We start from the raw sequence: 24,049 nt of genomic DNA on the forward strand, positions 1-24,049 counted from the left end.
CCCCACGTTCCCTTACGCAAAAAGGTACCCGCAAAGACCACCTCCCTGCTGGGAGAGAAGTAACCTTTGTGGGTACCTTCTTGTTTTTCTGTCTGCCTGCTTAGCGCACCTTCGGCATTTTGCTCATGGTGCGCATGCAGCGTGTGCAGATATTGACGTTCTGCACGGTACCATTCACCTCAAGGCGACGGCGCTGTACGTTGAGCACGAAGCGACGGCGCGTACGATGCTGAGAGTGTGGCACATTGTTACCATACATGGGCTTGCGCTCACAGACATCACAACGACCTGCTGCCATGTTACTCTTCCTTCCTACCAGACTGCGACGGAAACATACTTTGTGATAGATACCTGCTTGTAGTATAAGAGGTTCCGACAGCCATAAAGTCCATGCCTGCCGACACACGTTCCGCTGCTGCTTGATTTATGATCGAGGTCTCTGGTATACTGCTTCAGTGGCTATTCCCTTGTGCTACTGCCAGGGAAATTCGGGATAACACCCGTTTGCCATAGCCGCAAAACCAGAATGATGATAAGCTGAAACACCGGCGTTGTCAAGAGTGACAACTCGTGCTTCGCCTGGGAATCCCTGGCACGTTATGCGAGTATAACCCATATAGGCTAATTTGGCAAGAGAGAAGACAATTGCGTATGCCAAAAGCACATGCTCTAAAACCACAATCCAGCTCTCACCCCCGAGGTAAAATTGAAGTCCTTCCTAACGCCATTCATACGATTGTAGTACAGGCTACAACTGGGTGTTATGGGGTGCTAGGACTGGCTTCCCCACGCCTCCACTATGGAGAGCCTATCCTGCTTTCAACACAACATGTGAATCAGGGAGTGCGGGTCAATGTGGTCAATGATCAGCTCATTGTAGATATCTATGTCGTGTTAGAGTACGGATTGCGCATCTCCGAAATAGCACACAATATCATGAGCAGCGTCAAATTCTCACTTGAGAAGATGTTGGGTCTGCCCGTTGCTCAAGTTAACGTGAATGTCCAGGGCCTCCTCCATGGACCTGGCACACAAGAAAAACAGTAAAAAAGGTAGCACAGACGCTATGCAGGAACACTCACCGCGCTCAATTCGACAGCGGGCCAGACGTATCAGCGTTTTTGACGGTCAGGATCTCAAGAAAGCGATCCTGGCAGGCGCGGCGTGGTTGGAAGAAAATCGCGAAACCATCAATGCCCTGAATGTCTTTCCCGTTCCCGACGGGGATACTGGTTCCAACATGTCAGCCACCATGCGCTCAGCCATCCGCAATATCGCAGAAACGACAGAAAGCTCTGCGGGGGCTGTGGCCGCACGCCTCGCCCACGATGCCCTGCTGGGCGCGCGTGGCAACTCAGGAGTTATCCTTTCGCAGACGTTGCGTGGGCTGGCCCAGGGTCTAGAGGGGAAACCAACCTTCGCCGCCACTGATCTGGCTGAAGCCTTTCAACAAGCCCAGCGTCTGGCTTACCGCGCTGTTATCAAACCCGTTGAGGGCACTATCTTAACGGTTGTACGCGAGACTGCTGAGGCAACCAAACAGAGCGCGGAACGCGGTGATGACCTGGTCGGTTTAATGCAGGAAGCGGTTTCGGCCGCACGCCTGGCTGTTGCCAATACCCCCAATCAGTTGCCCACCCTGAAACAGGCAGGCGTCGTTGACGCGGGCGGGCAGGGCTTCTGCACAATTCTGGAGGGTATTCTGCGCTACATTCGTGGTGAGGCCGCTAGCCCGGCTGCAACCGTCACCCAATTGCAACCACTGCTCCAGCAAAAAGAGCGCGCCGCCAAAAAAGGGCGTGTCACGGTTGAGGAAGAGTTCGGCTACGAGGTCGTCTTCCTGCTCAGCGGCAAGAATCTGGACGTCGAAGGCATTCGCCAGGCCATTATTGATATGGGGGGCGTCTCAACAGTGGTGGCGGGCGACGAGACCCTCCTCAAGGTTCATACTCATACACTCACGCCCGGCAAAATCCTTGATTATGGCGTCAGCCTCGGTAGCCTGAACGATATCAATATCGAGAACTTGCAGGAACAGAGCCTGACCTACGCCGCTGAGAGCGCGGCCGAGCACGCCGAAGATGAAGAGCCTGAACCGGATGTAGAAAAAGAGGTACCTATCGCCCTGGTAGCCGTCGCCTCGGGTGAGGGATTTGAAGAGGTCTTCAGAGGCATGGGCGTCCAATCAATCGTCTCGGGTGGCCAGACCATGAACCCCAGCATTGAAGAACTACTCGCCGCCGTAGAAAACGCTCCCTCGCAGCAGGTGATCATCCTCCCCAATAACAGCAACGTGATCTTAAGCGCGCAACAGGTCAATGGCCTGACGCAGAAAAAAGTCTTTGTCATTCCCTGCAAAACAATGCCCCAGGGCATCGCGGCGCTGATGGCCTATAACTACGAGGATGACTTCGAGGACGTCTGCCAGGCAATGAAAGAAGCCTCTCAATCCATCCAGACCGCCGAGATCACTACCGCGGTACGCACCGTCAATATTCATAACATCAGCGTGCGCGAAGGCGATTTCATCGGTGTCATCAATGGAAACCTGGCCGTTGCCGGTCAGCAGATGCAGCCCGTGCTCGAAGATACGCTCCAACGCATGCATATCGATAACTATGAAATAGTTACAATGTATTATGGAGCAGAAGTCACCGCCGAAGAGGCACACGCAACCTGCAAACGGCTCAAGCAGCTCCACTCACATCTTGAGATTGAGGTTGTCAGCGGAGGCCAGCCCTACTACGCCTACATTCTCTCGGCAGAATAAGGGAACCCCAGGCACCTGCCTGCGATGCACCTGGCATGCCAGGACTGCTACAGGCAGGTGCCTGTGCAAGATACCTACCCGTTCAAGCTACACCCACTACACTACAAAGGCAGCAGCAGGCGTTCTAGTGCTATCACCACTCATCAGAGTTGATGCTCGTGAGAGAACGCCGCTTCTTCCTGCCAGGAGGCCAGTATGACCGTTCGTATCGTTACTGACAGCACCTCAGACCTGCCTATCGAGCAGGCGAAGGCACTCGGCATTGAGATCGTGCCACTTACTGTCGCCTTTGGCGATGACGCCTACCTCGACAATATCGAGATGGATAATGCGGCATTCTACCAGAAACTGCAAGGAAGCAAAGAGCTACCTCGCACATCTCAGCCTGCGCCCGCACGCTTTCAAGAGACCTTTACGCGTTTGATTCAAGAAGGCGCAACCGGCATCCTCTCGGTCCATCTCACCTCTCAGTTAAGCGGCACCTATCAGTCAGCCTGTACCGCGCGCGACGCCCTGCCAGAAGATCTGCGAAAAATCCCCATTGAGATCGTTGACTCTAAGACTACTAGTGTGGGTATGGGCTATCCCGTAATTAAGGCCGCAGAAGAGGCACAGGCAGGCCTGGGACTTGAAGAGATAAAAGCGCACCTCGTCGATCGCTTGGAGCGGACACGCATCTTCGCAGTTCTCGACACCTTAGAGTATGTCAGGCGCGGTGGGCGTATTGGTGGCGCAACAGCGATGCTGGGCAATGTGCTCAACATTAAACCCATCATCTCCCTGAAGGAGGGAGTCGTCATTCCTGTTGAGCGCGCCCGCACGCGCGGCAAGGCTTATGCTCGCGTCGCGCAGATTCTTCAGGAGCTAGGCCCAATCGAATATCTGGCCATTGCTGAGTCCAGTGAAGAGGTTGGGCAACAGCTATCGGAGGCCCTTAAGCCCGTCTATTCTGGCGATATTGCCATCTGGAAGCTAGGCGCAGTGCTAGGCACACATACCGGTCCTGGTACGGCCGCGATCTCGGTAGTAACAGCCAAATAATTTTGAGGTGACAGCATGTCGCAGCATTATGTGGTTCCCAACATTTACCAGGACATGAGCAATCAATCTCAGGGCTACTTCGCCTTTCGTTTTACCTGCCAGAGCTGTTACTGGCAGATAGACACCCAGCCTATCCGCTCTTCAGTGAGCACAGCCAGCAACATTATGGATATTGGTGTTGGCCTGCTCAATGGTTTCTGGGGGCGTGCCGCTGAAGCTGGCCAGAAAATCTATGGTAGCCAGTGGCATACGGAACAGGCTGGCGCTCTCCAACGCTCATGGGGTGAGATCCAACATAATTTCCATACCTGCCCACGCTGTCACCAGACAGTTTGTATGCGTTGCTTTAATATTCAGCTTAACCTCTGCACGCACTGTGCCCCCGATTTGAAAGCGGATGGCTCCCAGTTTCAACATGAACTCAATGTCGAGGCTCAGCGTAAGCAGATTGAAGAGCAGTATCACGCACCCCGCTTCAATGTCGCGGCTATTCCCTCAGCCGCGACGCCCGACCTCCTTGCTTCCCCTCAGCAGCAAGCACTCCCTCCTGGAAGTCCGCCCTACCAACTGCCAGCCGCCCTGGCTTTCCAGGGGGCACAGGCTGTAGCCTGCCCCAATTGTCGCCGCCCGGGCGCCGCAGGCAAATTTTGCCAGGACTGCGGCACACGGATTCCCGCCCAGGAGGTAACCTGCCCACAGTGTGCGCAATCCCTGGCACCAGGAACCCGCTTCTGTCCTGAATGCGGCACAAAGCTCCAAAACGCCGTCTAAGATAGTGTTTTAAAACGGTCGCGATGGGAAAGCTGGCACGAGCGTGGTGAGCATACGGTAGCTGGCAGAGAGCTTGATAAAGGCCTCACTGCTCTGTGGGAGCCCCTCGTGATCGCGGCAAAGCCTCCTCCAGCGCACGATCCAGGAGAAACTGCGCTCAATGATCCATCGCTTGGGCTGAGGCCGCAAGCCTGTGGGAAACAATGCGTCCCAGTCCACACCTCCTCCCCTTCGGGCACGAGCAGGCCTCGTTTGGGGAGCGTGACTGCATGGATGGTCTCAATCGTCCAGCCCAGCGTTTCTTTCACCCAGGTCAGAAAGGTTCCGCCGTAATGACTATCGCCCCAAATGAGCTGCAGACGGGGAAGCGCATTCTTGAGTGGCTCGAGCAGGGCAGTGCCGCCCTGGTGATCAGAGGCCTGGGCTCCTGTCACCTTCACAGCCAACAGATTGCCCTGCGTATCGACGAATGCATGACGCTTGCGGCCCCACGTTTTTTTTCCCGACGTCGTAGCCCTTTTCAGGACCCCGAACCGCACTCGTTTTGATGGATTGACTGTCGATGATCGCAGCACTTGGCTCTTCCTCTCGGCCTTGCCTGGTGCGCATCCGCATGCGTAGGGTTTGCAAAATACGATCCCAAACGCCTTCGCGCTCCCAGCGGTGAAAATTGTAATAGACGCTTTGCCACGCGGGAAATTCATGGGGCAGCATGCGCCAGGGACATCCACTGCGCAAAACGTACAAAATTGCATTGACGACCTCGCGTCGCGAGACAAACGGCTTGCGGCCCTGCAGGGATGGTTGAGGGATCAGGGGTTCCAACAGTTCCCACTGCTCATCCGTCAGATCGGAGGGATAGGCTTTCCTCCCCAGTGTCACCTTCATACGCCTTCTGCACTTTCTTTCTGCTTCTTCGACTCGTTACATCAACCCCTTTCTTCTTCCTCTCGGCGAGATGACCACTTTCAAACACTATCTAAAGAGGGTATGGATGTGTGGTATGGGCGATCGCCCATACCACACATCCATACCCTCTTTCCCTGAACATTGCAGGGGAGAAAACAGGTGCAGCAAGCAAGCTTCTAAGATAACAGGCAGGCACAAACGATTGACGAATGAAGGGTATTCGCGTACAATAGTATTACAGTATGTTTCATGCATTGCACTTCATCGCGTACCGTATACTAATGTTGTATGGCGTAGCGCGTCGGTTAATCTCAAGTCTGGGGATCAAACCGAGAGTCGGAACTATGCGTGCCTCTTATACAGCACGCAGGGAAGTGTCTCCACCAACGCCTGCCTGAAGCTTGTCCCGGTCGTCTGTAGGGTGCTCTGGTATACTTGTTATACATGGACAACTAGCAAGGCACGCACACAAGGAGTATAGGCGCTTCCTCCCCATGTAAGATTTCCATGGGCTCCTGCGCCAGGAGGAACAACCAGCAATGCGAGGACGAGCGACGAGCGACGAGCTATATATGTTCATCTGCTCATTGAGATATACCACGCCCTCACCGTTTGCTAACGGACGCCAAGGTTGTTCCACGACATTCGTTGGAAGCTGCCATCCAAAAATGGCGTAGACTACGAAGGAGGAACGACTGTGGGTATGTTACGGGTGATGTCACGGCGTGGTGACGACCGTCTCACCTGGGACGAGCAGAAAGTTCTCGCGGGTGATGCTGAAGCCGTGGCTGCAATTCAAGAAGCCGAGCGCATTTTTGCCCAAGAGCGTGCACGAGGCGCGACCGCTTTCCGCCTCGATCCTGGCAAACCAGCCGAACGCATCGAAGACTTTGATGCCACCGCGGAACAAATCGTTCTAGTGCCAAGAGTGGTTGGTGGATAAACTTGGTACCCCATATCCTGACGGCCCTATATTGGCTCGCAATTGCCCTGGCCATCTCTCCCATACTCTGGCTGATTTTTCAGCCCTATGTGAAGGGATGGTCACGAGCGGAGCGTAGAGCTAGTCACTTGCTGCGCGATCTCCTCACCCACGAGCAATTTCGGCAGCTCTTCTGGTATGGGTACCTGGAAATCCCAAGCCCTACAGCTCCGCATCGCGTGTATCGTGTACCACGCCATAGTGGCTATGTGCAGGTGTTCGAACATGGTCGCGCGATCATGCGTCTCTGCCTACAACCCGTGGAATCGCTGCCCGATAGCGATTTAGTGGTACTGCACAAGCTTATGATCGAGGCAAACGAAGAGACGTATCTCCAAAAAGCGAATAAATACCTTTGTATTGAGTAATGCTCGCTATTCAGGTAGTCGATAAAAGAAGAGTAAGAGCGCACAGTAACGCGCTCTTACTCTTCTTCATCCTCATCGATATCCTGAATCTCCATCTGTACAATCTTATGGTGCCCGTTCTGCTTAACACAGGCATGGGGACCACCATCCAGGGGCATATGGCAGAAGGGGCAGACCGGGCGACCAGCGGCCACTACCAGGCCAATCTCATTTGAGAGTTCCAAGGCCTCCTGGGGTGAGAAACGCAACACAACCGCTTCATCCTCCAGAATGAGCGCCTGCGGCTCCCCGCGCTCCTCAATAATCTCCATTGGGGCCAGGCTCAGCAGAAACATTTCATTATGCTCATCAAAGTTGAGCTTCATCTGCCCCACCTGAAAATCGTATGTTGGCGTAAGCGGAAAATCTCCTGGCATTCCCGTGGGAGATGGCAAGCCCCCCGGACGCGCCTCTAGGCGCAAGACCTCGCCGTCCGCAATCGCACCGAGAATACGTTCCAGGGTCTCGGCAAGGGTGCGCAAATGTTCCTTCTCCATCCACACAACCGCTGATCCACGCCCACTCCTGGCATAGAGTCGGAAACGTCGCTGCCCCGGCATACCCACTGCATCCGCACCGAGTGTCTCGATGCGGCCAAGATCATTGCTCATACAAGCCCTCTTCCTTCTAAATGAACTATCGCGCCCTCTACAGACCTTCTCCCTCGACGCTATAAGCGCCAGAACCAGGAGCAAGCTGATGTCAAGCTGATGTCAAGCTAATATCCACGTGCGGGATCATATCTATTCTGTAGTGGCTGGCCCGCTCGGTAGCGCCGCAAGTTTTCCGCGAAGAGCGTTGCGAGACGCTGGTCATAATGCACGCTCTCGCCCGAGATGTGAGGGGTCAGGATGACATTCGCTAACGTATACAAGGGACTCTCGGCAGGCAAAGGCTCTTCTTCGGTTACATCCAGGCCCGCGCCTCCAATCCATCCCTCGCGCAATGCCCTGACAAGCGCCCGCTCATCCACCACGCGGCCACGCGCCACATTGACTAGGTAGGCATGCTGGCGCATCGCTTGAAACTCGGCCTCACCCAACAGGTGCTCAGTCTCGGCCGTCAATGGAACAGCGACCACGACATAATCACACTCGCTTAGCATAGCATGCAACTGCGTCATAGGATAAAGCTGATCTACATGCTCCTGGTGCGCTCCCGCCTGTACCGTACGTCTGGTTGCCAGGACCCGCATGCCAAAAGCCTGGCCCAGGAAGGCCACGCGCTGACCAATACTCCCCAGACCAATAATCCCTAGCGTCTGTCCCGCCAGTTCGCGTCCCCCCAGTTTATACCAGTTCGCGCTTCGTGGCCATATGCGCTGATCCTGTAAACGCACCATCGTGGGCCAGGAGCGATTATACATAAGCATACTCGCGAACACGTACTCGCCAATGGTGGTGGCATGGATACCCACCGCCGTTGTGACCTGTACGCCACTATCGGCCGTCAGGATACCACTTATGCGCAGACCATCCACACCAGCTCCCGACGCCTGCAACCAGCGTAAGCGCGGCGCCAGTTGGCGCCAATTCGTGGGTACCTTGTAGGCACAAAGCACATCGGCCTCGCCCAGGCTCGCTTCAAACTCGTCGCTATCACTAAGGCATAAGATCTCCTTACCCGCAGCCTCGCTTAACACAGCCTGTGAGGCGGGGGAAAAAGGAAATGTACTGACTACTTGCAGACCTTGCGCCATACTCAACTCCTTAACTACTCTGTAAGGCCCTTTGTGGACACCTTTGCTCCATTATTTCAGTCTATCCGAAATCATCACGGGAACGCAAGACTCTCAACCTACTATATATCAATGGCACATAAAACACACGCGCTAGCAATCTTTCAAGCATTTTAGGTATGACGTTTCTCCCATGCTGTTCCTTTATTTAGAGTAATGCGTTTAAATATTCAGGTGTCGCTATACGCGACGCTCTATTGCGCATATCTCTATACCTAAGCGGAGAAAGAACGTTTGAGTATTCTTATTACTATTCTCGAAGGGGTCTATCTACTTATTGCGTTTATTATGGCCATACAAGCCATTTTCAATATTCGGTTGCGTCTCTTCATCTGGGAAACGCCAGAACATGCCTGGCTCAATAGCGCCCCGACCGTCTACCTCGATCCCTGCCTGACCTTTACTATTCTGCTGCCTGCGCGCCACGAGGAAGAGGTCCTACGCGAAACAATGCAGAAAATCTATGATCTCAACTATCCCAAAGATTTATTACAAATTATCGTCATCTGTCGCGAGGACGATCCCAACACCATTGCCGAAGCCCAGGCCAAGATCGATGAATTAGGTGATCCCAATGTACAACTCCTGGTCTTTAATGACAAACCCATCAATAAACCGCATGGGCTCAACCTCGCACTCCAGGTCGCACGCGGCGATGTCGTGACGATTTTTGATGCCGAGGATGAGCCTCACCCGGATATCCTCAACATTATCAATACCACGATGCTTACTGATGACGTCGACGTGGTCCAGAGTGGGGTTCAATTAATGAACCATAACACGAAGTGGTTCTGCTTTCTTAATGTTCTCGAATACTTCTTCTGGTTTAAATCCTCCCTGCATTTCTTCGCCAACGTAGGCATGACGCCCCTTGGTGGCAATACCGTCTTCGTCCGACGCGAACTGATGGAGACTCTGGGTGGCTGGGACGAGACCTGCCTGACCGAAGATGCCGACCTGGGCATTCGCCTGGCGCTCTCCCACGCACGCATGCGCGTCATTTACGACGATGAGTTTGTGACACGCGAGGAGACCCCCCACACTATTGAGCAGTTTATCAAGCAACGGACTCGCTGGAATCAGGGCTTTATCCAGATTCTCTTCAAAGGCGAGTGGCTAAAACTAGAGCGCCCCTACCAACGCCTGCTCGCTTTCTATGTCCTGGTGCTCCCAGAGGTACAGGCATTCTTTACCCTGCTCATCCCAGTTTCGTTGCTCACCTTTTTCTTTATTAAATTACCTCTCTGGATATCTTTATTGACGTTCTTGCCGCTCTACATCTTTATCATGGGCATCTTTATCGACCAGGCAGGGCTGTATGAGTTTCTTAAAGCGCATGGGCGTTCATGGAGTATACGCGAGGCTGCTATCATGCTTTTCGCCTCGGTTCCCTACCAGTTTCTGCTAGGCCTGGGCGCCCTGCGCGCGGTCTCCCGCTTTCTTCAGGGCGCAACTAATTGGGAGAAAACGGCCCATATTGGTCAGCATAGACAATGAAAGAATAAACACTTCTATCAGATAGGTGGTTGATTTGTGGTAAGAGATGAAACACAACAGCAAGCGAACAGACATATAAATACCCCGACGCAGTCCCTGCCAATAACTCCATGGCCGGGTATAGGTGCAGAGCAGCAAGCTCCTGAGAGGCCACAGATCCATTCCTTGCCTCAGGGGCGACTCATCTTACATAAGCAGGAAAACTTTTATGTCAGTACAGTCAATCGCAGACAACAACGTGTCCACCCCTTGCGCAAGCCAAGCGGGGTAACCAGCGCGCTCCCCAAGGTTCTACCGCAACAACAGACACGCATCGCCGACAGCGAGACACGCCGCATGCCGCGCCTGGACACCCTCAACATGGCGAGGCACTCACGTTTTCCGATTCCCATCTGGCTGGAGACGCTCGGACTCCTGCTGGTTCTTGTTGGAGTTGGTCTCGCCCACGCCTATAATATGTTCAACTTTCCACGCTACGAACTGGACGAGGGCACCTATATGGCCAGCGCCTGGTCCATTCTCCAGGGGCAGCTCATGCCTTATGCTTATGGCTACGCGCATCCACCCGCGGGCTGGATCCAGCTTGCCACCTGGATTCCACTCTTCAATGGCTTCTTTGCCTTTGGCAATGCGCTCAATACGGGGCGCGTCATTGTCTTACTCTATAAATTGGGAAGCGCACTCCTGGTTTACCTGATAACACGCCGCCTCTCGGCACGTCGCAGCCTGGGGCTGCTTGCTATGGGTATCTTCGCGCTGACACCTCTTGGAATCACCTATCAGCGTGAGATCTACCTCGATAACATCGCCATCTTCTGGTTCTTGCTCTCACTCTTCCTGCTCGTCACCGGTAATAGCCGCCTGCGAGCGATCATCTTCTCTGCCCTCACGCTGGGGATAGCCATTCTCTCTAAAGAGGTACTCATCCTCCTTATGCCAGCAATGCTATATGCAGTCTGGCTGTATACGACACATTTCCAGCGCAAGTTCGCGCTGGTGGCATTTGGCTATACCACGCTAGCACTCTGCTCGGCCTGGATTCTCATGGCCCTGATGCGTAACGAGTTCTTCCCCTATGCATGGCATCTCCCCTGGGATAACCACGCGCACCTGAGCCTGTTACAGACCATCCTTGAGCAGACAAAACGGACCCAGAGCGAAGGCAGCCTGGGCACCAGCTTCAGCCAGTGGATGGGGCTGGATAGTCTCCTGGTCGTCATGAGTATTGTAGCGCCCGTGTTTAACCTGGTGTTTGGCTTCCGCCAGCGCAATCAGTTGCTCCTCTCTCTGCTGGCACTCAGCTTCTGGCTGCTCTTCATTCGTGGAGGGGTCGTCTTTCCCTACTATATTATCCCGCTCATTCCTCTCGTAGCCATGAACTGCGCCTTCGCCTGCGCTACGCTGGCGCGCTGGATAAGCCAGGCCATGCACTTACCCCTTTTGCAGGGTATCCTGATCCTGCTCGCTATCGCGGCCATAGTCCCCTATGATATCCTGCACGCCCAGCCCATCTATACTCACGACTATGCACAGGAGCAGCGCCAGGCCATGGATTGGATGCGTGAGCATCTGCCTCGCAATACAGTTGTCATCATTCCACCCCAGTACTTTGTGGATATGAGCGTAAGCGGGGGTGAGGCCGTGGGAGCGCATTCCCCCTTTCCGAAAGCGCAACTCTTCTTTAACGTTGCCACTGATCCATCCATCTATCACGACCAACTCAAGGACAACTGGCAGAATATTGACTACATTCTTGTCGATCCCGATGTCATTCTCCATCTCAATATGATCCGGGAAGTTAGAGGCGGCAGCTCCATCCTTCAGCAGGCCCTCAAGCACTCCATTGAGCGTGCACACTTCTATGACATCAGCATCTACCAGGTTCAACATAAGACTTGATGGATGAGAGGGTATGGGAGCCGCAGGTTGCCATGCCCTCTCATCCATCAAACCAGGCCTTAAATAGACAATTTTACATATAAAACCTCAAATATCCATAAGTACTACATATCTGGATGGATACATCTTTAAGTAGTAAGATAAACTCACGTGCAGGGTATGTATCACATCCTGGTCAGATGTGTAGGTGGAATCATGGTTGCCGCAGGCAACCATGATTCCACCTACACATCTACTCAAGCGAGTGCCGCAGGCGCGAGAAATGGGATTTGTTGGAAGGGAAGAGTGAGATATGGATGCGAACGAGAATGCTGGCAGCCAGCATGTCAGCATTGTACGCACCTTTGAGGGGATTGAAGAGGCAACGCACCGCGCCATCGCGGGCATAGGCGGCATGGAAACGGTGATGCGGGGTGCGAAAGTAGCGGTACTCAAACCAAACTTTGTGGCGGGAAGGCGTGCTGAGACGGGAGCTACCACCAGTTTGGCCGTACTCAAGGCCGTGGCTGAGGAGGTGCGCGCCTGCGGGGCTGAGTCTGTGCTCTGCGAAATGCCAGGGACAGAGTTTGATCGCGAGGCGACCTATACCCTGCTGGGGGTAGAGGAGTTCTGCGCACGCCACAAGATTCGCATCGCCCGCCTGGACCTCGAAGGCGGCACGAACGAGTGGCGCGAGGTACACCCTGCGGGGGCGAAACGCCTGCGCTCCTTCGAGTTCCCACGCCTGCTGGATGATGCTCGTCTAATCAACCTGCCCGTTTTAAAAACCCACGTTGTCTCCGGCATGACACTGAGCATGAAGAACCTTATGGGGCTACTTCCCAGGCCCGCCCGTCGCGCGATGCATACCCTGGGGATAGACCAATGTATTGTGGATATGAACCTGGGTCTACAGGCAGATCTCAACATCGTCGATGGGAGTGTGGGACAGGATGGCGAGGGCCCCCTGTATGGCGAGAAGGCAGACCTCCAGGTCCTGGTGGCTGGTCGCAGTAGTCTTGCAGTTGACCTGGCCTGCTGTAGCCTGGTGAATGTGCCACCACGCGCGATTCCGCACCTGCGCCTGGCACTGAAACACTTTGGTCAGCCCGAGATACACTTTACCCACGAACTGCCCCAACCGCTCAAGACCTTTCGCCTCCCCCGGCAAAATAGCCTCTACCGCCTTCTCTTCTGGCTGATGTACCCCCTCGACTTCCCCTATACCTGGCTCGCCCAGCGCGGCAAACATCTCTGTACCACCCTCTATAGTACAGGTCTAGTAGGTACACGCCCCGTCATCGAGCGTGAACAATGCACTCGGTGCGGCGAGTGTGTACGCGCCTGTCCCCTCCCCGAGGTCATCAATCTCCAGACACTCAAGGTCAATTACGCTACCTGCCAGCGCTGCCTGCTCTGTTACGAGGCCTGCCCTGAGCAAGCGATCGGCGTCAAGGGTTATTCAGGAGCGCGCTCATGAAGGTCCTGGTCACTGGCGCGACTGGCTTTCTGGGCGCGGCCCTGGTCAGACGGCTCCTGGCGGAGGGAGAGAGCGTGCGTGTCCTGGCACGCGATGCTTATAAAGCTCATCGCCTCTTCGGCACACGCGTAGAGATTCTCCAGGGTGACCTGCTGGAAGCCCCCAAAGTAGCAGCCGCGCTCAAGGATATCGAGGTCATCTATCACCTCGCGGGGCGCCTCTACCACCCCAACATTCCAGCGGAGCGCTATCACGAGACGCATGTCGAGGGCACACAGGTGCTCCTGCAGTGCTGTCGCGACCTCCCAAGGCTGAGTCGCCTGGTTCACTGTAGTACCACTGGCGTCTATGGCGTCACTGGCCTGAACGCGGCTGATGAAGCCAGCCTATATGCGCCGACCAATCCCTATGAGCAAAGCAAGCTGGCAGGAGAAGAGCTGGCGCTGCGCGCTCATGCCGAAGCGCAGCTTCCCGTCACGGTGGTACGGCCCGCCCTGGTCTATGGGCCAGGAGACCTCCACCTCCTCGGCTTCTTCCGCCAGGTCGCTCGCGGTCTGCCCGCCACCATCGCTGGTGGCCGTGCCTATATTCACCCTATCTACATTGACGATATGAGCCGATCATTTCTTCTAGCAGCGCGCCTCCCGCAGGCCATTGGACGCTGCTATAACATCGCGGGAGATCTTGCGGTCAGCTTTACGGATCTAGCAGGTACAATTGCTAACGTCCTTAAACGCCACCCCTGTCCGCTGAGTCTCCCTACCTGGATGGCTTATGGTGCGGCAATGATCTTTCGCTGGCTGCCATGCATGGGCGAGGCCAGCGCTCCCCTGACCGCCAGCCGGATCGACTTTCTCACACATAGCCGCATCTATAGCTGCGAACGCGCTCGGCGTGAGCTGCAATTTACGCCTCAGGTTGGACTCAATGACGGCATCCGCTATACCATTGCCTGGTATCGCGAACATGGTTATCTTTAATGTCTGGGGGAGAAAAAAGAACTAACATTGCACAAATTTTGTCGCCTGTGCTATAATCCCATAGGTACAATAAGAAGAGAAGATAGATGGGATTTTTAAGATGAAGCGACAGCCGCCGAACCCAGTCTGGGCGAACTTGGCGTTAGTTGGACAACTTGGCTTCACTATCGCAGTTCCCATTATTCTACTTGCCGTTGTAGGAACGTTTCTCGATGGTTGGTTACATACCAGACCATTATTTATACTGCTCGGGCTGCTGCTTGGCCTGATCTCTGGCATCTACGGTGCCTACCGTTTGTTAAAAAACTCACAGGTTTTATAGGTTTCTTCGCGCCCTGGTGGGCATCATCCAGGGAGAAGCAAGCTTTATTGCTGAGAGCAAAACGGGGTCGCTATCTAATGACAAAGAGATCCATCTGGCAGGGTCCGCCGCAACTGGAGGATGCCGCGTGAATCTCTGGAGACTTCCCCATGTGCAACTCGCACCGGAAATTATCTTCACGATTCCAGGTCTTAACTTTCAGGTCACTAATACCTTGTTTTGCACCTGGATTTCCATTATCGTACTTGTCGCTCTTTTCTTTTTCGCGACGCGCAGAGGTGATATGATTCCCCGTGGCCTGCAAAATGCCATGGAGGTTATCGTTGAATTTCTGCTGAATCTGGCCGAAAATATAACTGGTAAGAAAAACGCGCGTAGGTTCTTTCCCCTGGCTGCTACGTTCTTCTGCTTTATCCTGGTTTCCAACCTGCTTGACGTCATCCCTGGTGTCGACTCGATTGGTTCTATTAATCCAGAAGAACTGCCCAAGGGAGCCCATCCAGGCATTCTCCTGTGGGGTGACGCTTCAAACGCGCTCATTCCCTGGATTCGCCCTGCCACGACCGATCTCAATCTCACGATTGCGATGGCTCTGATCGCAGTAATCACCGCGCAGTGCGTTGGCTTCGCGACGCTTGGCTTTAAAGAACATACCATGAAGTATGTCAATCTGCGGAGCCTGCTCAAGTTCTCAGGGACTGGCTTCATTGAATTCTTCGTGGGTTTGCTTGAGGTTGTCAGTGAGATTAGCCGCATTCTTTCGCTGGCCTTCCGTCTCTTTGGTAACATCTTCGCAGGCAGCATCGTGCTGGCAGTCTTCGCCTTCCTGCTACCTGCTTTCGCAAATGTCATCTTCATTCCGTTTGAGCTGTTTGTTGCCGCAGTCCAGGCCTTTGTTTTCGCCCTGTTGACGCTCATCTATCTGCAACTTGCCGTTACTGGCCATGGCCATGACGAGGAGCATGGTGAGGAGGTTGACCTTGGTCAGACCTCAGCAGCGGGCAGCCACGCCTAGACGAACGCAAGAGTATCGAGCCGTGTGAGACGGCGCTGCAAAAGCACGCGTCTACATATGGCGCACATATGTAGACGCGTGCTTTTGCAGCGCCGATCAACAGCAAGGATCGACCTCTCTGCATCGTCCCATCAACGTATTGTACCTTTTCAACGTGATTGCTACTCGCGGAATCTTTCTGCGATTGCATAAATTAATTATACATTAAAAATACTGGACACACCGTCCAGGGAGGATTATTCAAGATGAAAGAACTCGCTATCGCCCTCGCCATCGGTCTCGGAGCCATCGGTCCTGGTATTGGTATTGGTATTGCCGCCGGTCAGGCCTTCAACGCCATCGGTCGCAATCCTGAAGCCGCTCCTGTTATCCAGACCAACCTGATCCTGGGCCTGGCGTTCGCCGAAGCTATCGCTATCTACGCACTGCTGGTCTCTTTGCTCATCAAATTTGTCTAGCCCTGAATTATTTATTCTGAGGCTTCCCTATATGCGCACGACACAGAGACACAGCCAGTCGTAGACGGTGAGACAGACACGATGAGCTGCGTCTCCGTGTCGCGTATAGGGGACAAGTGATGGCATAGCGCCATCAAGGAGGCAAAAAATGCAAGCACTTATTCTCGCTCAAGCGAGTGAGAGCAGTGGCGGACTTGGTATTAACATGGCCTTCTTTATCTCGCAGTTGATTAGCTTTGGTATCGTCTTCCTGATCCTGTGGCGCTGGGGCTTCCCGGCCCTGCTAAAGATCATGGATAAGCGCCAGGCGATCATCCGTGAAGGTATCGAAAACGCTGAGAAGGCCAAAAGAGATCTCGCCGAGGCCAATAACCGCGCTGAGCAGCTCCTTCTGGAAGCACGCCGCCAGTCAGCTGAGACCATCGAGCGTGCCAGCAAGAACGCACAGCAAGAAGCTAACCGCATCATCGAAGAGGCCCAGGCCCGCGCTGAGCAGGTGGGGCAGCAGCAGATCGCTCGCATCCAGCAAGAGGCCAACCGCGCTCGCAATGAGCTGAGCCGCCAGGTAATCAACCTCTCTATCGAAGCCGCCGGCAAAGTCATCAACAAATCCGTTGATAGCAAAGACAATCGCCGCCTGGTGGAAGACTTTATCGTTGCCACTGACCAGACGAGGAACAACTAATGTTAAAAGGAGCGGTAGCACGCCGCTACGCCGGAGCCATCTTCGAGCTTGCGCGCAAGCAGAATACGCTTGATCGCACGCTTGAGGACGTGAAGGAGATTGCACGCCTCTTTTCGATTCGCAAACTGGCGTACCTCCTGCGCGAGCCAAAGGTTCCGACTAAGCGCAAAGAGACCGCGCTGCGCCAGGCTCTCGAGCCTCGGGTGTTGCCGACATCGCTCAACCTCGCTCTGTTGATCGTTCAGCGTGAACTGGTCGACGCTATGCCAAAAATTGCTGTCGAACTGGAACAACTGGTTCTGGACTATCGCAATCAGGCAATCGCCGAGGTGACAACGGCACAGCCCCTCGATGAAGGGCAGCGCACGGTCTTGCAACAAGCATTAGAAAAGCGAACCGGGAAGAGTGTTATCATGCAGACCCGGGTCGATCCGAGCATTCTGGGTGGTGTCGTGGCTCGTGTGGGAGATCAGGTCATTGATGGAAGCGTGCGTTTCCGTTTGCATGCCTTACAGCAACGCTTGCTCAATGAAGCGGCTTCCAGCAGTCGAGATTTTTTCTCTGAGGAAGAGCCTGCACTACGCTAAGGCGCGCGAGGTCTCTTCCTCACCACTGTGATACTACCCTTTCGCTATCCGCCCATTGGCTCCTTATGCGAAAACCAACGTCGCTCACGCGACTAGCGCTTCGCGCTCAGGTTTCCGTAGAGGAAGGGGCTGGATACGTCTCGTAGAGAAGACCCCCTGTCATGCTTTCGTCCCGCTCTCGTCCTGCCATCCCTTACGGGATGCGGCCTGAAACGGGCTTGAAAGAGGCTTGAAAGACTAAATGCACCGGCAACGCAGACAACAAGAAACCGTAAGCAGACAGACCACTAGGATACGAAACTAGGAGGAATACGATGGCATCTTGGGCTGACGAAATCAGTGCCATCATAGAGAAAAACATCGCAGGCTTCGGCACCGAAACAACGGCGACCGCGAGCGTCGGCACCGTTATCGCGGTGCAGGACGGCATCGCCCGTGTGTATGGCCTGCAAGATGTAAAATATCTTGAGCTGGTAGAATTTCCCCGCACAGGTCTCTATGGCCTGGCGTTTAACCTTGAAGAAGAAACCGTAAGCTGCCCAATCCTGGGCGACTACACCCAGGTCCGCGAGGACGACGAGGTGCGCACGACCGGTCGTATCATTGAGGTACCCGTTGGCGACGCCCTGCTGGGTCGCGTGGTCAATTCCCTGGGCCAGGCTATCGACGACCGTGGTCCTATCACAACCGATAAGACCCGCCCTGTCGAGCGTGTCGCCCCTGGCGTTATTACCCGCCACTCGGTGAACACTCCAGTACAGACTGGTATCAAGGCCATTGACAGCATGATTCCTATCGGCCGTGGCCAGCGCGAGCTGATCATTGGCGACCGCCAGACTGGTAAGACCGCTATCGCCATCGATACGATCATCAACCAGAAGGGCAAGGACCTGTTCTGTATCTACGTCGCAATTGGTCAGAAAAACTCCTCAATCGCCCGCACACGCGCCATCCTGGAGCAGCACGGCGCGATGGAGTACACCGTTATCGTGGCCGCTGGCGCATCCGATCCCGCCCCCTTGAAGTACCTGGCCCCCTACGCGGGTTGTGCCATTGGTGAAGAATTCATGGAGAGCGGACGCGATGCACTGATCATCTATGATGACCTGACCAAGCACGCTGAAGCCTATCGTAACATGTCCCTGATCATTCGCCGCCCTCCAGGCCGCGAAGCCTTCCCTGGCGATGTCTTCTATCTGCACTCTCGCCTGCTGGAGCGCGCCGCCCGCCTGAACGACGATTACGGTGGTGGTTCGCTGACCGCGCTACCCATCATCGAGACCAAGGCGAACGACATCTCGGCCTACATCCCAACCAACGTCATTTCGATTACCGATGGCCAGATCTTCCTGGAGACAGACCTCTTCAACGCTGGTCAGCGCCCGGCCCTTAACGTCGGCCTCTCGGTCTCCCGCGTGGGTAGTAGCGCGCAGACGAAGGGTATGAGCCAGGTAGCCGGTACACTTCGCCTTGATCTGGCGCAGTTCCGCAGCCTCGCCGCCTTCGCTCAGTTCGCCTCCGACCTGGATAAGGCCACCAAGGCACGTATTGATCGCGGCCGCCGCCTGACAGAAATTCTCAAGCAGCCGCAGTACAGCCCGGTTCCTGTAGAGAAACAGGTCATCATCATTTACGCCGCCACCAATGGCTATCTCGATGATATCGAGCTGGACAAGGTCGCTGACTTCGAGAATGGTCTCTACCGCTACCTGGATACCACCTATCCAGCACTCGGCCAGGAGATCGTCGAGAAATCGGTCAAACAGAAAAATAAGATGTCTCCCGAATTGCAGAAGAAGCTGGGTGCCGCTATCGAAGAGTACAAGCAGACCGCCCTGGCGCGCTAGGAGGTAGGCTGATGGCATCGATTCGAGAAATTGGCCAGCGTATTCGGTCGATTAAAAACATTGCTCAGATTACCAAGGCCATGCAGATGGTGGCGAGCAGCAAGATGCGTCGCGCGCAGGACCGGGTCACACAGGCCCGCCCCTATGCCGACCAGCTGCGCGAGCTTGTCTCGCGCCTCGCGGCCGTCGGCACCGAGGAACTGGGTGATGATGTAGCTCTGCTGAAGCAACGACCCGTACGCAAGATTGGCTACATTGTCATTTCACCTGATCGCGGCCTGAGCGGCGCGCTTCCCAGCAACGTCAACCGTAAGCTTGCGGCCAGCGTGCTTGAGGAGCAGCAACGCCTCGCTGAGAACGGCCAGCATCCCGCCGTAGACTATGTCGCGGTTGGTCGCAAAGGTCGTGACTTTGTTGTGCGGACGAAACAGAACATGGTTGCCGAATTCGTCAACCTGGGTGACCGTCCCAGCATGGCTGATGCCAGGGCTATCGCTCAAGTCGCGGTTGAGAGTTTTCTCAATGGCGATGTGGATGTGGTCTACATGGTCTATCCGAAATTCATCAACACGGTGACGCAGCAGCCAACAACGGTCCAGTTGTTGCCTGTGCAGCCACCGGCGTCTGAGGAAGGCACGAAGGCTGAGAAGCAAGACTACATCTATGAGCCGAACCCACAGGAGATCTTCAAGGCTCTCCTGCCACGTTATGTGGATACCCTGGTCTACCAGGCTCTGCTGGAAATGATCGCCAGCCAGTATTCCGCACAGATGATCGCAATGAAAAACGCGACCGATAGTGCGAACGATCTTATTCAAGATCTCTCTCTGACCTATAATAAAGCGCGTCAGACCGCTATTACCACGCAGATTCTTGAGGTCGTGGCCGGTTCTGAAGCCGTCTAGAGATAGACCTAGACAGAAGCAAGCATACTGGTAGAGGCATATGGGGGATACCGCAATGCCTCTATCTCTGGAGAAATATATGACTACAACACCTACTCGCACAAAGGGTAAAGTTGTACAGGTACTGGGAGTTGTCGTCGACATCGAGTTTCCCGCCGACCAGCTGCCAGAAATCTACAACGAGGTGCGCATCCGCATCGCCGGTGCCGAGAAAGACCTCTCGCTTGAGGTTGAGCAGCACCTTGGCAATAACTGGGTTCGCTGCGTAGCCATGGGTCCAACTGATGGCTTACAGCGCGGTCTCGATGCCGTCGACATGGGCGAGCCTATCGCGGTTCCTGTCGGCCCTAAAACCCTGGGACGTATCTTCAACGTACTTGGCCAGCCTGTGGATAACAAGGAAGAGGTCGAGGATGCCCCTCGCTATCCTATCCACCGCCATGCCCCTACCCTTGAAGACCAGGTCTCAAACATTGAGATCTTCGAAACCGGCCTCAAAGTCATTGACCTGATCTGCCCCTTCATGAAGGGTGGTAAGATTGGTACCTTCGGTGGCGCTGGCGTCGGCAAGACCGTCACCATCCAGGAGCTGATCAACAACATCGCCAAGGGTCACGGCGGGTATAGCGTCTTCGCTGGCGTGGGTGAGCGCACCCGCGAGGGCAACGACCTCTACCACGAAATGATCGATGCCGGTGTTATCGACCGCCTGGCCATGGTCTTTGGCCAGATGAATGAGCCTCCCGGCTCCCGCCTCCGCGTCGCGCTGACCGGCCTGACCATGGCCGAGTACTTCCGCGATGATGAGGGTAAGGACGTTCTGCTCTTCATCGACAACATCTTCCGCTTCACCCAGGCCGGTGCTGAGGTATCCGCTCTGCTCGGTCGTATGCCTTCCGCCGTGGGTTATCAGCCCACCCTGGCTGAGGAGATGGGTGAGCTACAGGAGCGCATTACGTCGACGAAGAAGGGTTCGATCACCTCGATGCAGGCCGTCTATGTGCCTGCTGACGACTACACCGATCCCGCACCTGCGACGACCTTCGCTCACCTGGACTCGACCATCGTGCTTGAGCGCTCGATTGCTGAGAAAGCGATCTTCCCTGCCGTCGATCCGCTGTCTTCGACCAGCCGCATCCTCGACCCCCAGGTTGTGGGTGCTGAGCATTACGACGTTGCTCGCGGCGTCCAGAAGGTTCTCCAGCGCTACAAAGAGCTTCAGGATATCATCGCCATCCTGGGTGTCGATGAGCTCTCTGAAGATGACAAGCTGACCGTTACGCGTGCGCGTAAGCTTGAGCAGTATCTCTCGCAGCCCATGACGGTCGCGCAGGCTTTCACTGGCCGCGAGGGTCGCTATGTGAAGCTGAAGGATACTGTGCGCAGCTTCAAGGAGATCCTTGAGGGCAAACATGACCACATTCCTGAGAACTACTTCTACATGAAGGGTGCTATCGATGAGGTCGTGGCCGAGTACGAGGCTGATCAGAAGAAGGGGTAAGACATGGCAACAACGACAATACGCAATACCCTGCATGTCGAGGTTGTCACCGCCGAGCGTGAGCTGTATAACGGGGAAGCTACCCTGGTAAGCGCTCCTGGCGTCGAGGGCCGTCTGGGCATTCTTCCGCATCATGCGGCCCTCCTGACCTTTCTCAAGCCCGGCGAACTGCGTATCGAACTGGGCGATGCCGAAGAGCCTTTCTTTGTCTCCGGTGGCTTCCTGGAGGTCTCGCATGATCGCGTGACCATCCTGGCAGATGCCGCAGAAGAGGGCGAAACGATTGACGAAGCTCGCGCACAGGAGGCCCGCCGCCTAGCGGAGGAGCGCCTCACCGAGTCGCGCAGCCAGAACGATCGTGCTGAGGCTCAGGCAGCCCTGGAGCGTGCACTTAGCCGCATCAGGGTCGCGGAATATGCGCGCCGTCGCAGCCGCCGCCGCATTGACACGGCAGGCATGCAACAGTAAGAAACAAAACAAAAATACTGTCCGGGTTCGTTCCGAACCCGGACAGTATTTTTGTTTCAGCAAGAGTCATATATGGCCTAGAAGCTCCCGCCGCCACCGCTATCGCCACCACCTCCTCCGAAGTCTCCGCCGCCACCTCCAAAGTCTCCACCACCTCCACCGCCCCAGTCTCCGCCGCCTCCGCCAAAATCTCCTCCGCCCTGATTACCACCAAAGTCTCCGCCGCCGAAATCTCCACCACCTTGATTGCCGCCAAAGTCGCCACCCTGACCGTAATCATCTTCGCGCCTCTCGCGCTCACCCTGTTCACGGCCCAGTTCATAGCCTACCAGGCCACCAGCCGCGGCACCCAGGCCACCAGCCGCCCAGGGATTCATCCCGCCACCCTGGTTATAATTGGGTGGATAGGGCTGTCCATACTGATTATAGGGTGGATAGCCTCCCGAAGGTGGTACATTGCGCCGACCAAAGAGGCCACCAAAGCCACTACCGCCACCGAAACCACCACCGCCGCCAAAGCCACCGCCTCCTCGACGCCTGCGCGAGAAGACAAAGACACCCAGACCCAGCAATACCAGCAAGCCCAGGCAGCAACAGAGCGTCGAGCCGCCAAAGGAACTTCCACTTTGTGCGCCCAGGCCCATAAAGCCACCATTAGCATTGTGGAGCGATTGCAGGGCCGCAACCGTTGCGCCAGTGTAATCTCCACCGTGGAAATTATTACTAAAAGCGCTAGCAGCATCATTATACTGGTTAGTTGTAAAGGGCTTTCCCGCAAACCAGACCCAATGATGGGTGGTATCTATCGCCATGACGACGTGATTGGAGCCACTCACCTTATTGGCTGTCGTCTGTTGAAAAGACGACTTGGAGCCGTTGAAGCCCGAAGTCGTATAGATGCTCACATTGGAAGACAGGGAATTCGCCGCGCTCTGTACGCGACTTCGATTCAACACACTGGCGTTGTCATAGATATTGACAGAGTTCGCCAGTACGCTCAAGGTGGACATAAGCACAAGGCACAGCGCGGCAAGCAGCGCCATTGAACTCAGTCCCAAACGCCTCCTCATAGAAGGCCACTTCCGGTCTCTACGCATATGTACAAGTCCTTCCACTTCGCGCTATCGCATCTCATAGAGAATTGCTACCATGTCACAGATTACTAACGCATCACCGCTCGCTCTATCAAATCAACGTATGAGTAACATATTTCTGGATGCCCAACTCTATTTACTATACGCCTCTTTGCCTGTTTTCGACTCTCTGCAAGCAGACTCAGCCTCTTTAAAGCAATCTCCGTATCAAATACGTGCTGCCACGAAAAATGTTGGAAGAGATATGTAGAAAGGTAGGGGACGGCGCTGCTAAAGCACGCGCCTACATATCATGGTAACATCTCTTTATCTATAGCAGGAAGAGATTACTTCCTGGTCTGTTCATCTTTTTTGGGGACCTCCCAGAAGTTGCCCCCAACGTCCTCGCCACGAGGATCAACGCCGGTCTCGCTGGCGGAAGGCACACCCAGGCGCTCAGCCACGTTTTTGTCTTTCAGATCTATATGCGCCTCAGGATGGGGGTTATCAACCTGTTGTGTGCTCTTACTCTTCTTCGTTCTGCGGGCGCCCACAAGCTGCACAGCCAGCACAATGGCAAACACCAGTACGATCAGTCCCAGCCACAAAGGCAAAAAATTTGACATAAACCACACCCTCAACTCTCTATATCAAGGAGAAGATACTCATCTCTACTCGGGACACGAAACAGAGGTAGCACTAGATACAACCAACTTCGCCCATGCGCAAGTGAGC

Annotated in this window: 26 protein-coding genes and 1 pseudogene; 19 read left to right on the forward strand and 8 right to left on the reverse strand. The window is 54.8% G+C overall.

What is annotated here, in order from left to right; all coding sequences use genetic code 11:
• Positions 1–100 precede the first annotated feature (100 nt).
• A complete protein-coding gene (gene rpmB, locus JMJ04_RS06325; RefSeq protein ID WP_201369686.1) occupies positions 101–298 on the reverse strand; it encodes a 50S ribosomal protein L28 in 198 nt (65 codons plus the stop codon).
• A 353-nt stretch (positions 299–651) separates the two neighbouring features.
• On the opposite strand from rpmB, the gene JMJ04_RS06330 reads away from it, so the two are divergent.
• From JMJ04_RS06330 to JMJ04_RS06345, 4 genes are all read left to right on the forward strand, one after another.
• A complete protein-coding gene (locus JMJ04_RS06330) occupies positions 652–1,047 on the forward strand; it encodes an Asp23/Gls24 family envelope stress response protein (RefSeq protein ID WP_201369687.1) in 396 nt (131 codons plus the stop codon).
• Between the two features lie 19 nt (positions 1,048–1,066).
• Positions 1,067–2,770, forward strand: a complete 1,704-nt coding sequence (locus JMJ04_RS06335) for a DAK2 domain-containing protein (protein WP_201369688.1) — start codon at positions 1,067–1,069, stop codon at positions 2,768–2,770.
• A 195-nt stretch (positions 2,771–2,965) separates the two neighbouring features.
• Positions 2,966–3,811 carry a DegV family protein gene (locus JMJ04_RS06340; RefSeq protein WP_201369689.1) on the forward strand — a complete coding sequence of 282 codons (846 nt, stop codon included), beginning with the start codon at positions 2,966–2,968 and terminating at the stop codon, positions 3,809–3,811.
• A gap of 15 nt (positions 3,812–3,826) precedes the next feature.
• Positions 3,827–4,582, forward strand: coding sequence for a zinc ribbon domain-containing protein (locus JMJ04_RS06345; RefSeq protein ID WP_201369690.1), 756 nt, complete (start codon positions 3,827–3,829; stop codon positions 4,580–4,582).
• A 9-nt stretch (positions 4,583–4,591) separates the two neighbouring features.
• Here the strand turns inward: JMJ04_RS06345 and JMJ04_RS06350 are convergent, their stop codons facing one another.
• The 3 genes and pseudogenes from JMJ04_RS06350 to JMJ04_RS06355 all read right to left on the reverse strand — a co-directional run bounded on the left by JMJ04_RS06350 (position 4,592) and on the right by JMJ04_RS06355 (position 5,470).
• The gene (locus JMJ04_RS06350; protein ID WP_201369691.1) at positions 4,592–4,801 is read right to left on the reverse strand and encodes a transposase; all 210 of its coding nucleotides are present in this window, start codon (positions 4,799–4,801) and stop codon (positions 4,592–4,594) included.
• A gap of 143 nt (positions 4,802–4,944) precedes the next feature.
• A pseudogene (locus JMJ04_RS48610) lies at positions 4,945–5,028 on the reverse strand (hypothetical protein); the annotation flags it as partial.
• Positions 4,994–5,470 carry an IS5 family transposase gene (locus JMJ04_RS06355; RefSeq protein WP_201369692.1) on the reverse strand — a complete coding sequence of 159 codons (477 nt, stop codon included), beginning with the start codon at positions 5,468–5,470 and terminating at the stop codon, positions 4,994–4,996. The pseudogene JMJ04_RS48610 and the gene JMJ04_RS06355, both read right to left, overlap by 35 nt.
• A gap of 724 nt (positions 5,471–6,194) precedes the next feature.
• Between JMJ04_RS06355 and JMJ04_RS06360 the strand changes: the two genes are divergently transcribed.
• Both JMJ04_RS06360 and JMJ04_RS06365 read left to right on the forward strand, forming a co-directional pair.
• Positions 6,195–6,434, forward strand: a complete 240-nt coding sequence (locus tag JMJ04_RS06360; protein ID WP_236038132.1) for a hypothetical protein — start codon at positions 6,195–6,197, stop codon at positions 6,432–6,434.
• Between the two features lie 2 nt (positions 6,435–6,436).
• On the forward strand, positions 6,437–6,841 hold the full coding sequence (locus JMJ04_RS06365) for a hypothetical protein (RefSeq protein WP_201369694.1): 405 nt from the start codon (positions 6,437–6,439) through the stop codon (positions 6,839–6,841).
• A gap of 56 nt (positions 6,842–6,897) precedes the next feature.
• On the opposite strand, the gene JMJ04_RS06370 is transcribed toward JMJ04_RS06365, so the two are convergent.
• Entirely contained in the window at positions 6,898–7,491 is a 594-nt protein-coding gene (locus tag JMJ04_RS06370) for a DUF3090 family protein (protein ID WP_201369695.1), read from the reverse strand.
• Positions 7,492–7,598: 107 nt separating this feature from the next.
• Entirely contained in the window at positions 7,599–8,579 is a 981-nt protein-coding gene (locus JMJ04_RS06375; protein ID WP_201369696.1) for a D-2-hydroxyacid dehydrogenase, read from the reverse strand.
• Between the two features lie 273 nt (positions 8,580–8,852).
• On the opposite strand from JMJ04_RS06375, the gene JMJ04_RS06380 reads away from it, so the two are divergent.
• From JMJ04_RS06380 to JMJ04_RS06440, 13 genes are all read left to right on the forward strand, one after another.
• Complete coding sequence (locus JMJ04_RS06380) at positions 8,853–10,115, forward strand: glycosyltransferase (RefSeq protein ID WP_201369697.1); 1,263 nt, start codon at positions 8,853–8,855, stop codon at positions 10,113–10,115.
• 36 nt (positions 10,116–10,151) lie between these two features.
• Positions 10,152–12,014 carry an ArnT family glycosyltransferase gene (locus tag JMJ04_RS06385; RefSeq protein WP_201369698.1) on the forward strand — a complete coding sequence of 621 codons (1,863 nt, stop codon included), beginning with the start codon at positions 10,152–10,154 and terminating at the stop codon, positions 12,012–12,014.
• A gap of 292 nt (positions 12,015–12,306) precedes the next feature.
• Positions 12,307–13,473 (forward strand): DUF362 domain-containing protein, encoded by a 1,167-nt coding sequence (locus tag JMJ04_RS06390; RefSeq protein WP_201369699.1) that lies wholly within the window; start codon positions 12,307–12,309, stop codon positions 13,471–13,473.
• Positions 13,470–14,453: an NAD-dependent epimerase/dehydratase family protein gene (locus JMJ04_RS06395; protein ID WP_201369700.1), complete on the forward strand. Its 984-nt coding sequence runs from the start codon at positions 13,470–13,472 to the stop codon at positions 14,451–14,453. The genes JMJ04_RS06390 and JMJ04_RS06395 overlap by 4 nt, the downstream gene beginning before the upstream one ends.
• A 100-nt stretch (positions 14,454–14,553) precedes the next feature.
• Complete coding sequence (locus tag JMJ04_RS48615; protein ID WP_201369701.1) at positions 14,554–14,775, forward strand: AtpZ/AtpI family protein; 222 nt, start codon at positions 14,554–14,556, stop codon at positions 14,773–14,775.
• 151 nt (positions 14,776–14,926) lie between these two features.
• Positions 14,927–15,790, forward strand: a complete 864-nt coding sequence (gene atpB, locus JMJ04_RS06405) for a F0F1 ATP synthase subunit A (protein WP_201369702.1) — start codon at positions 14,927–14,929, stop codon at positions 15,788–15,790.
• A 245-nt stretch (positions 15,791–16,035) separates the two neighbouring features.
• Positions 16,036–16,248 (forward strand): ATP synthase F0 subunit C, encoded by a 213-nt coding sequence (gene atpE / locus JMJ04_RS06410; RefSeq protein ID WP_201369703.1) that lies wholly within the window; start codon positions 16,036–16,038, stop codon positions 16,246–16,248.
• A 148-nt stretch (positions 16,249–16,396) separates the two neighbouring features.
• Positions 16,397–16,933: a F0F1 ATP synthase subunit B gene (gene atpF, locus JMJ04_RS06415; protein ID WP_201369704.1), complete on the forward strand. Its 537-nt coding sequence runs from the start codon at positions 16,397–16,399 to the stop codon at positions 16,931–16,933.
• Positions 16,933–17,520 carry an ATP synthase F1 subunit delta gene (gene atpH / locus JMJ04_RS06420; RefSeq protein ID WP_007912092.1) on the forward strand — a complete coding sequence of 196 codons (588 nt, stop codon included), beginning with the start codon at positions 16,933–16,935 and terminating at the stop codon, positions 17,518–17,520. Before atpF ends, atpH begins: the two co-directional genes overlap by 1 nt.
• Positions 17,521–17,834: 314 nt before the next feature.
• Entirely contained in the window at positions 17,835–19,367 is a 1,533-nt protein-coding gene (gene atpA / locus JMJ04_RS06425; protein WP_201369705.1) for a F0F1 ATP synthase subunit alpha, read from the forward strand.
• Positions 19,368–19,378: 11 nt separating this feature from the next.
• On the forward strand, positions 19,379–20,272 hold the full coding sequence (gene atpG, locus JMJ04_RS06430; protein ID WP_201369706.1) for an ATP synthase F1 subunit gamma: 894 nt from the start codon (positions 19,379–19,381) through the stop codon (positions 20,270–20,272).
• Between the two features lie 79 nt (positions 20,273–20,351).
• On the forward strand, positions 20,352–21,773 hold the full coding sequence (gene atpD, locus JMJ04_RS06435) for a F0F1 ATP synthase subunit beta (protein ID WP_201369707.1): 1,422 nt from the start codon (positions 20,352–20,354) through the stop codon (positions 21,771–21,773).
• Positions 21,774–21,776: 3 nt separating this feature from the next.
• On the forward strand, positions 21,777–22,241 hold the full coding sequence (locus JMJ04_RS06440) for a F0F1 ATP synthase subunit epsilon (RefSeq protein WP_201369708.1): 465 nt from the start codon (positions 21,777–21,779) through the stop codon (positions 22,239–22,241).
• 77 nt (positions 22,242–22,318) lie between these two features.
• On the opposite strand, the gene JMJ04_RS06445 is transcribed toward JMJ04_RS06440, so the two are convergent.
• Positions 22,319–23,299, reverse strand: a complete 981-nt coding sequence (locus JMJ04_RS06445) for a hypothetical protein (RefSeq protein ID WP_201369709.1) — start codon at positions 23,297–23,299, stop codon at positions 22,319–22,321.
• Positions 23,300–23,661: 362 nt separating this feature from the next.
• Positions 23,662–23,940, reverse strand: a complete 279-nt coding sequence (locus tag JMJ04_RS06450; protein WP_201369710.1) for a hypothetical protein — start codon at positions 23,938–23,940, stop codon at positions 23,662–23,664.
• Positions 23,941–24,049: the final 109 nt, after the last annotated feature.

It is taken from the genome of Ktedonobacter robiniae (assembly GCF_016587375.1).
GTDB lineage: Bacteria > Chloroflexota > Ktedonobacteria > Ktedonobacterales > Ktedonobacteraceae > Ktedonobacter > Ktedonobacter robiniae.

Coding starts and splice junctions, on each gene's coding strand:
- JMJ04_RS48615 (WP_201369701.1), top strand. CDS start 14,554: ATGAAGCGACAGCCGCCGAACCCAGTCTGGGCGAACTTGGCGTTAGTT.
- JMJ04_RS06340 (WP_201369689.1), top strand. CDS start 2,966: ATGACCGTTCGTATCGTTACTGACAGCACCTCAGACCTGCCTATCGAG.
- atpE (WP_201369703.1), top strand. CDS start 16,036: ATGAAAGAACTCGCTATCGCCCTCGCCATCGGTCTCGGAGCCATCGGT.
- JMJ04_RS06395 (WP_201369700.1), top strand. CDS start 13,470: ATGAAGGTCCTGGTCACTGGCGCGACTGGCTTTCTGGGCGCGGCCCTG.
- JMJ04_RS06335 (WP_201369688.1), top strand. CDS start 1,067: ATGCAGGAACACTCACCGCGCTCAATTCGACAGCGGGCCAGACGTATC.
- atpA (WP_201369705.1), top strand. CDS start 17,835: ATGGCATCTTGGGCTGACGAAATCAGTGCCATCATAGAGAAAAACATC.
- atpH (WP_007912092.1), top strand. CDS start 16,933: ATGTTAAAAGGAGCGGTAGCACGCCGCTACGCCGGAGCCATCTTCGAG.
- JMJ04_RS06330 (WP_201369687.1), top strand. CDS start 652: ATGCCAAAAGCACATGCTCTAAAACCACAATCCAGCTCTCACCCCCGA.
- JMJ04_RS06370 (WP_201369695.1), bottom strand. CDS start 7,491: ATGAGCAATGATCTTGGCCGCATCGAGACACTCGGTGCGGATGCAGTG.
- JMJ04_RS06360 (WP_236038132.1), top strand. CDS start 6,195: ATGTTACGGGTGATGTCACGGCGTGGTGACGACCGTCTCACCTGGGAC.
- JMJ04_RS06440 (WP_201369708.1), top strand. CDS start 21,777: ATGGCAACAACGACAATACGCAATACCCTGCATGTCGAGGTTGTCACC.
- JMJ04_RS06390 (WP_201369699.1), top strand. CDS start 12,307: ATGGATGCGAACGAGAATGCTGGCAGCCAGCATGTCAGCATTGTACGC.
- atpF (WP_201369704.1), top strand. CDS start 16,397: ATGCAAGCACTTATTCTCGCTCAAGCGAGTGAGAGCAGTGGCGGACTT.
- JMJ04_RS06355 (WP_201369692.1), bottom strand. CDS start 5,470: ATGAAGGTGACACTGGGGAGGAAAGCCTATCCCTCCGATCTGACGGAT.
- JMJ04_RS06450 (WP_201369710.1), bottom strand. CDS start 23,940: ATGTCAAATTTTTTGCCTTTGTGGCTGGGACTGATCGTACTGGTGTTT.
- atpD (WP_201369707.1), top strand. CDS start 20,352: ATGACTACAACACCTACTCGCACAAAGGGTAAAGTTGTACAGGTACTG.
- JMJ04_RS06375 (WP_201369696.1), bottom strand. CDS start 8,579: ATGGCGCAAGGTCTGCAAGTAGTCAGTACATTTCCTTTTTCCCCCGCC.
- JMJ04_RS06345 (WP_201369690.1), top strand. CDS start 3,827: ATGTCGCAGCATTATGTGGTTCCCAACATTTACCAGGACATGAGCAAT.
- rpmB (WP_201369686.1), bottom strand. CDS start 298: ATGGCAGCAGGTCGTTGTGATGTCTGTGAGCGCAAGCCCATGTATGGT.
- atpG (WP_201369706.1), top strand. CDS start 19,379: ATGGCATCGATTCGAGAAATTGGCCAGCGTATTCGGTCGATTAAAAAC.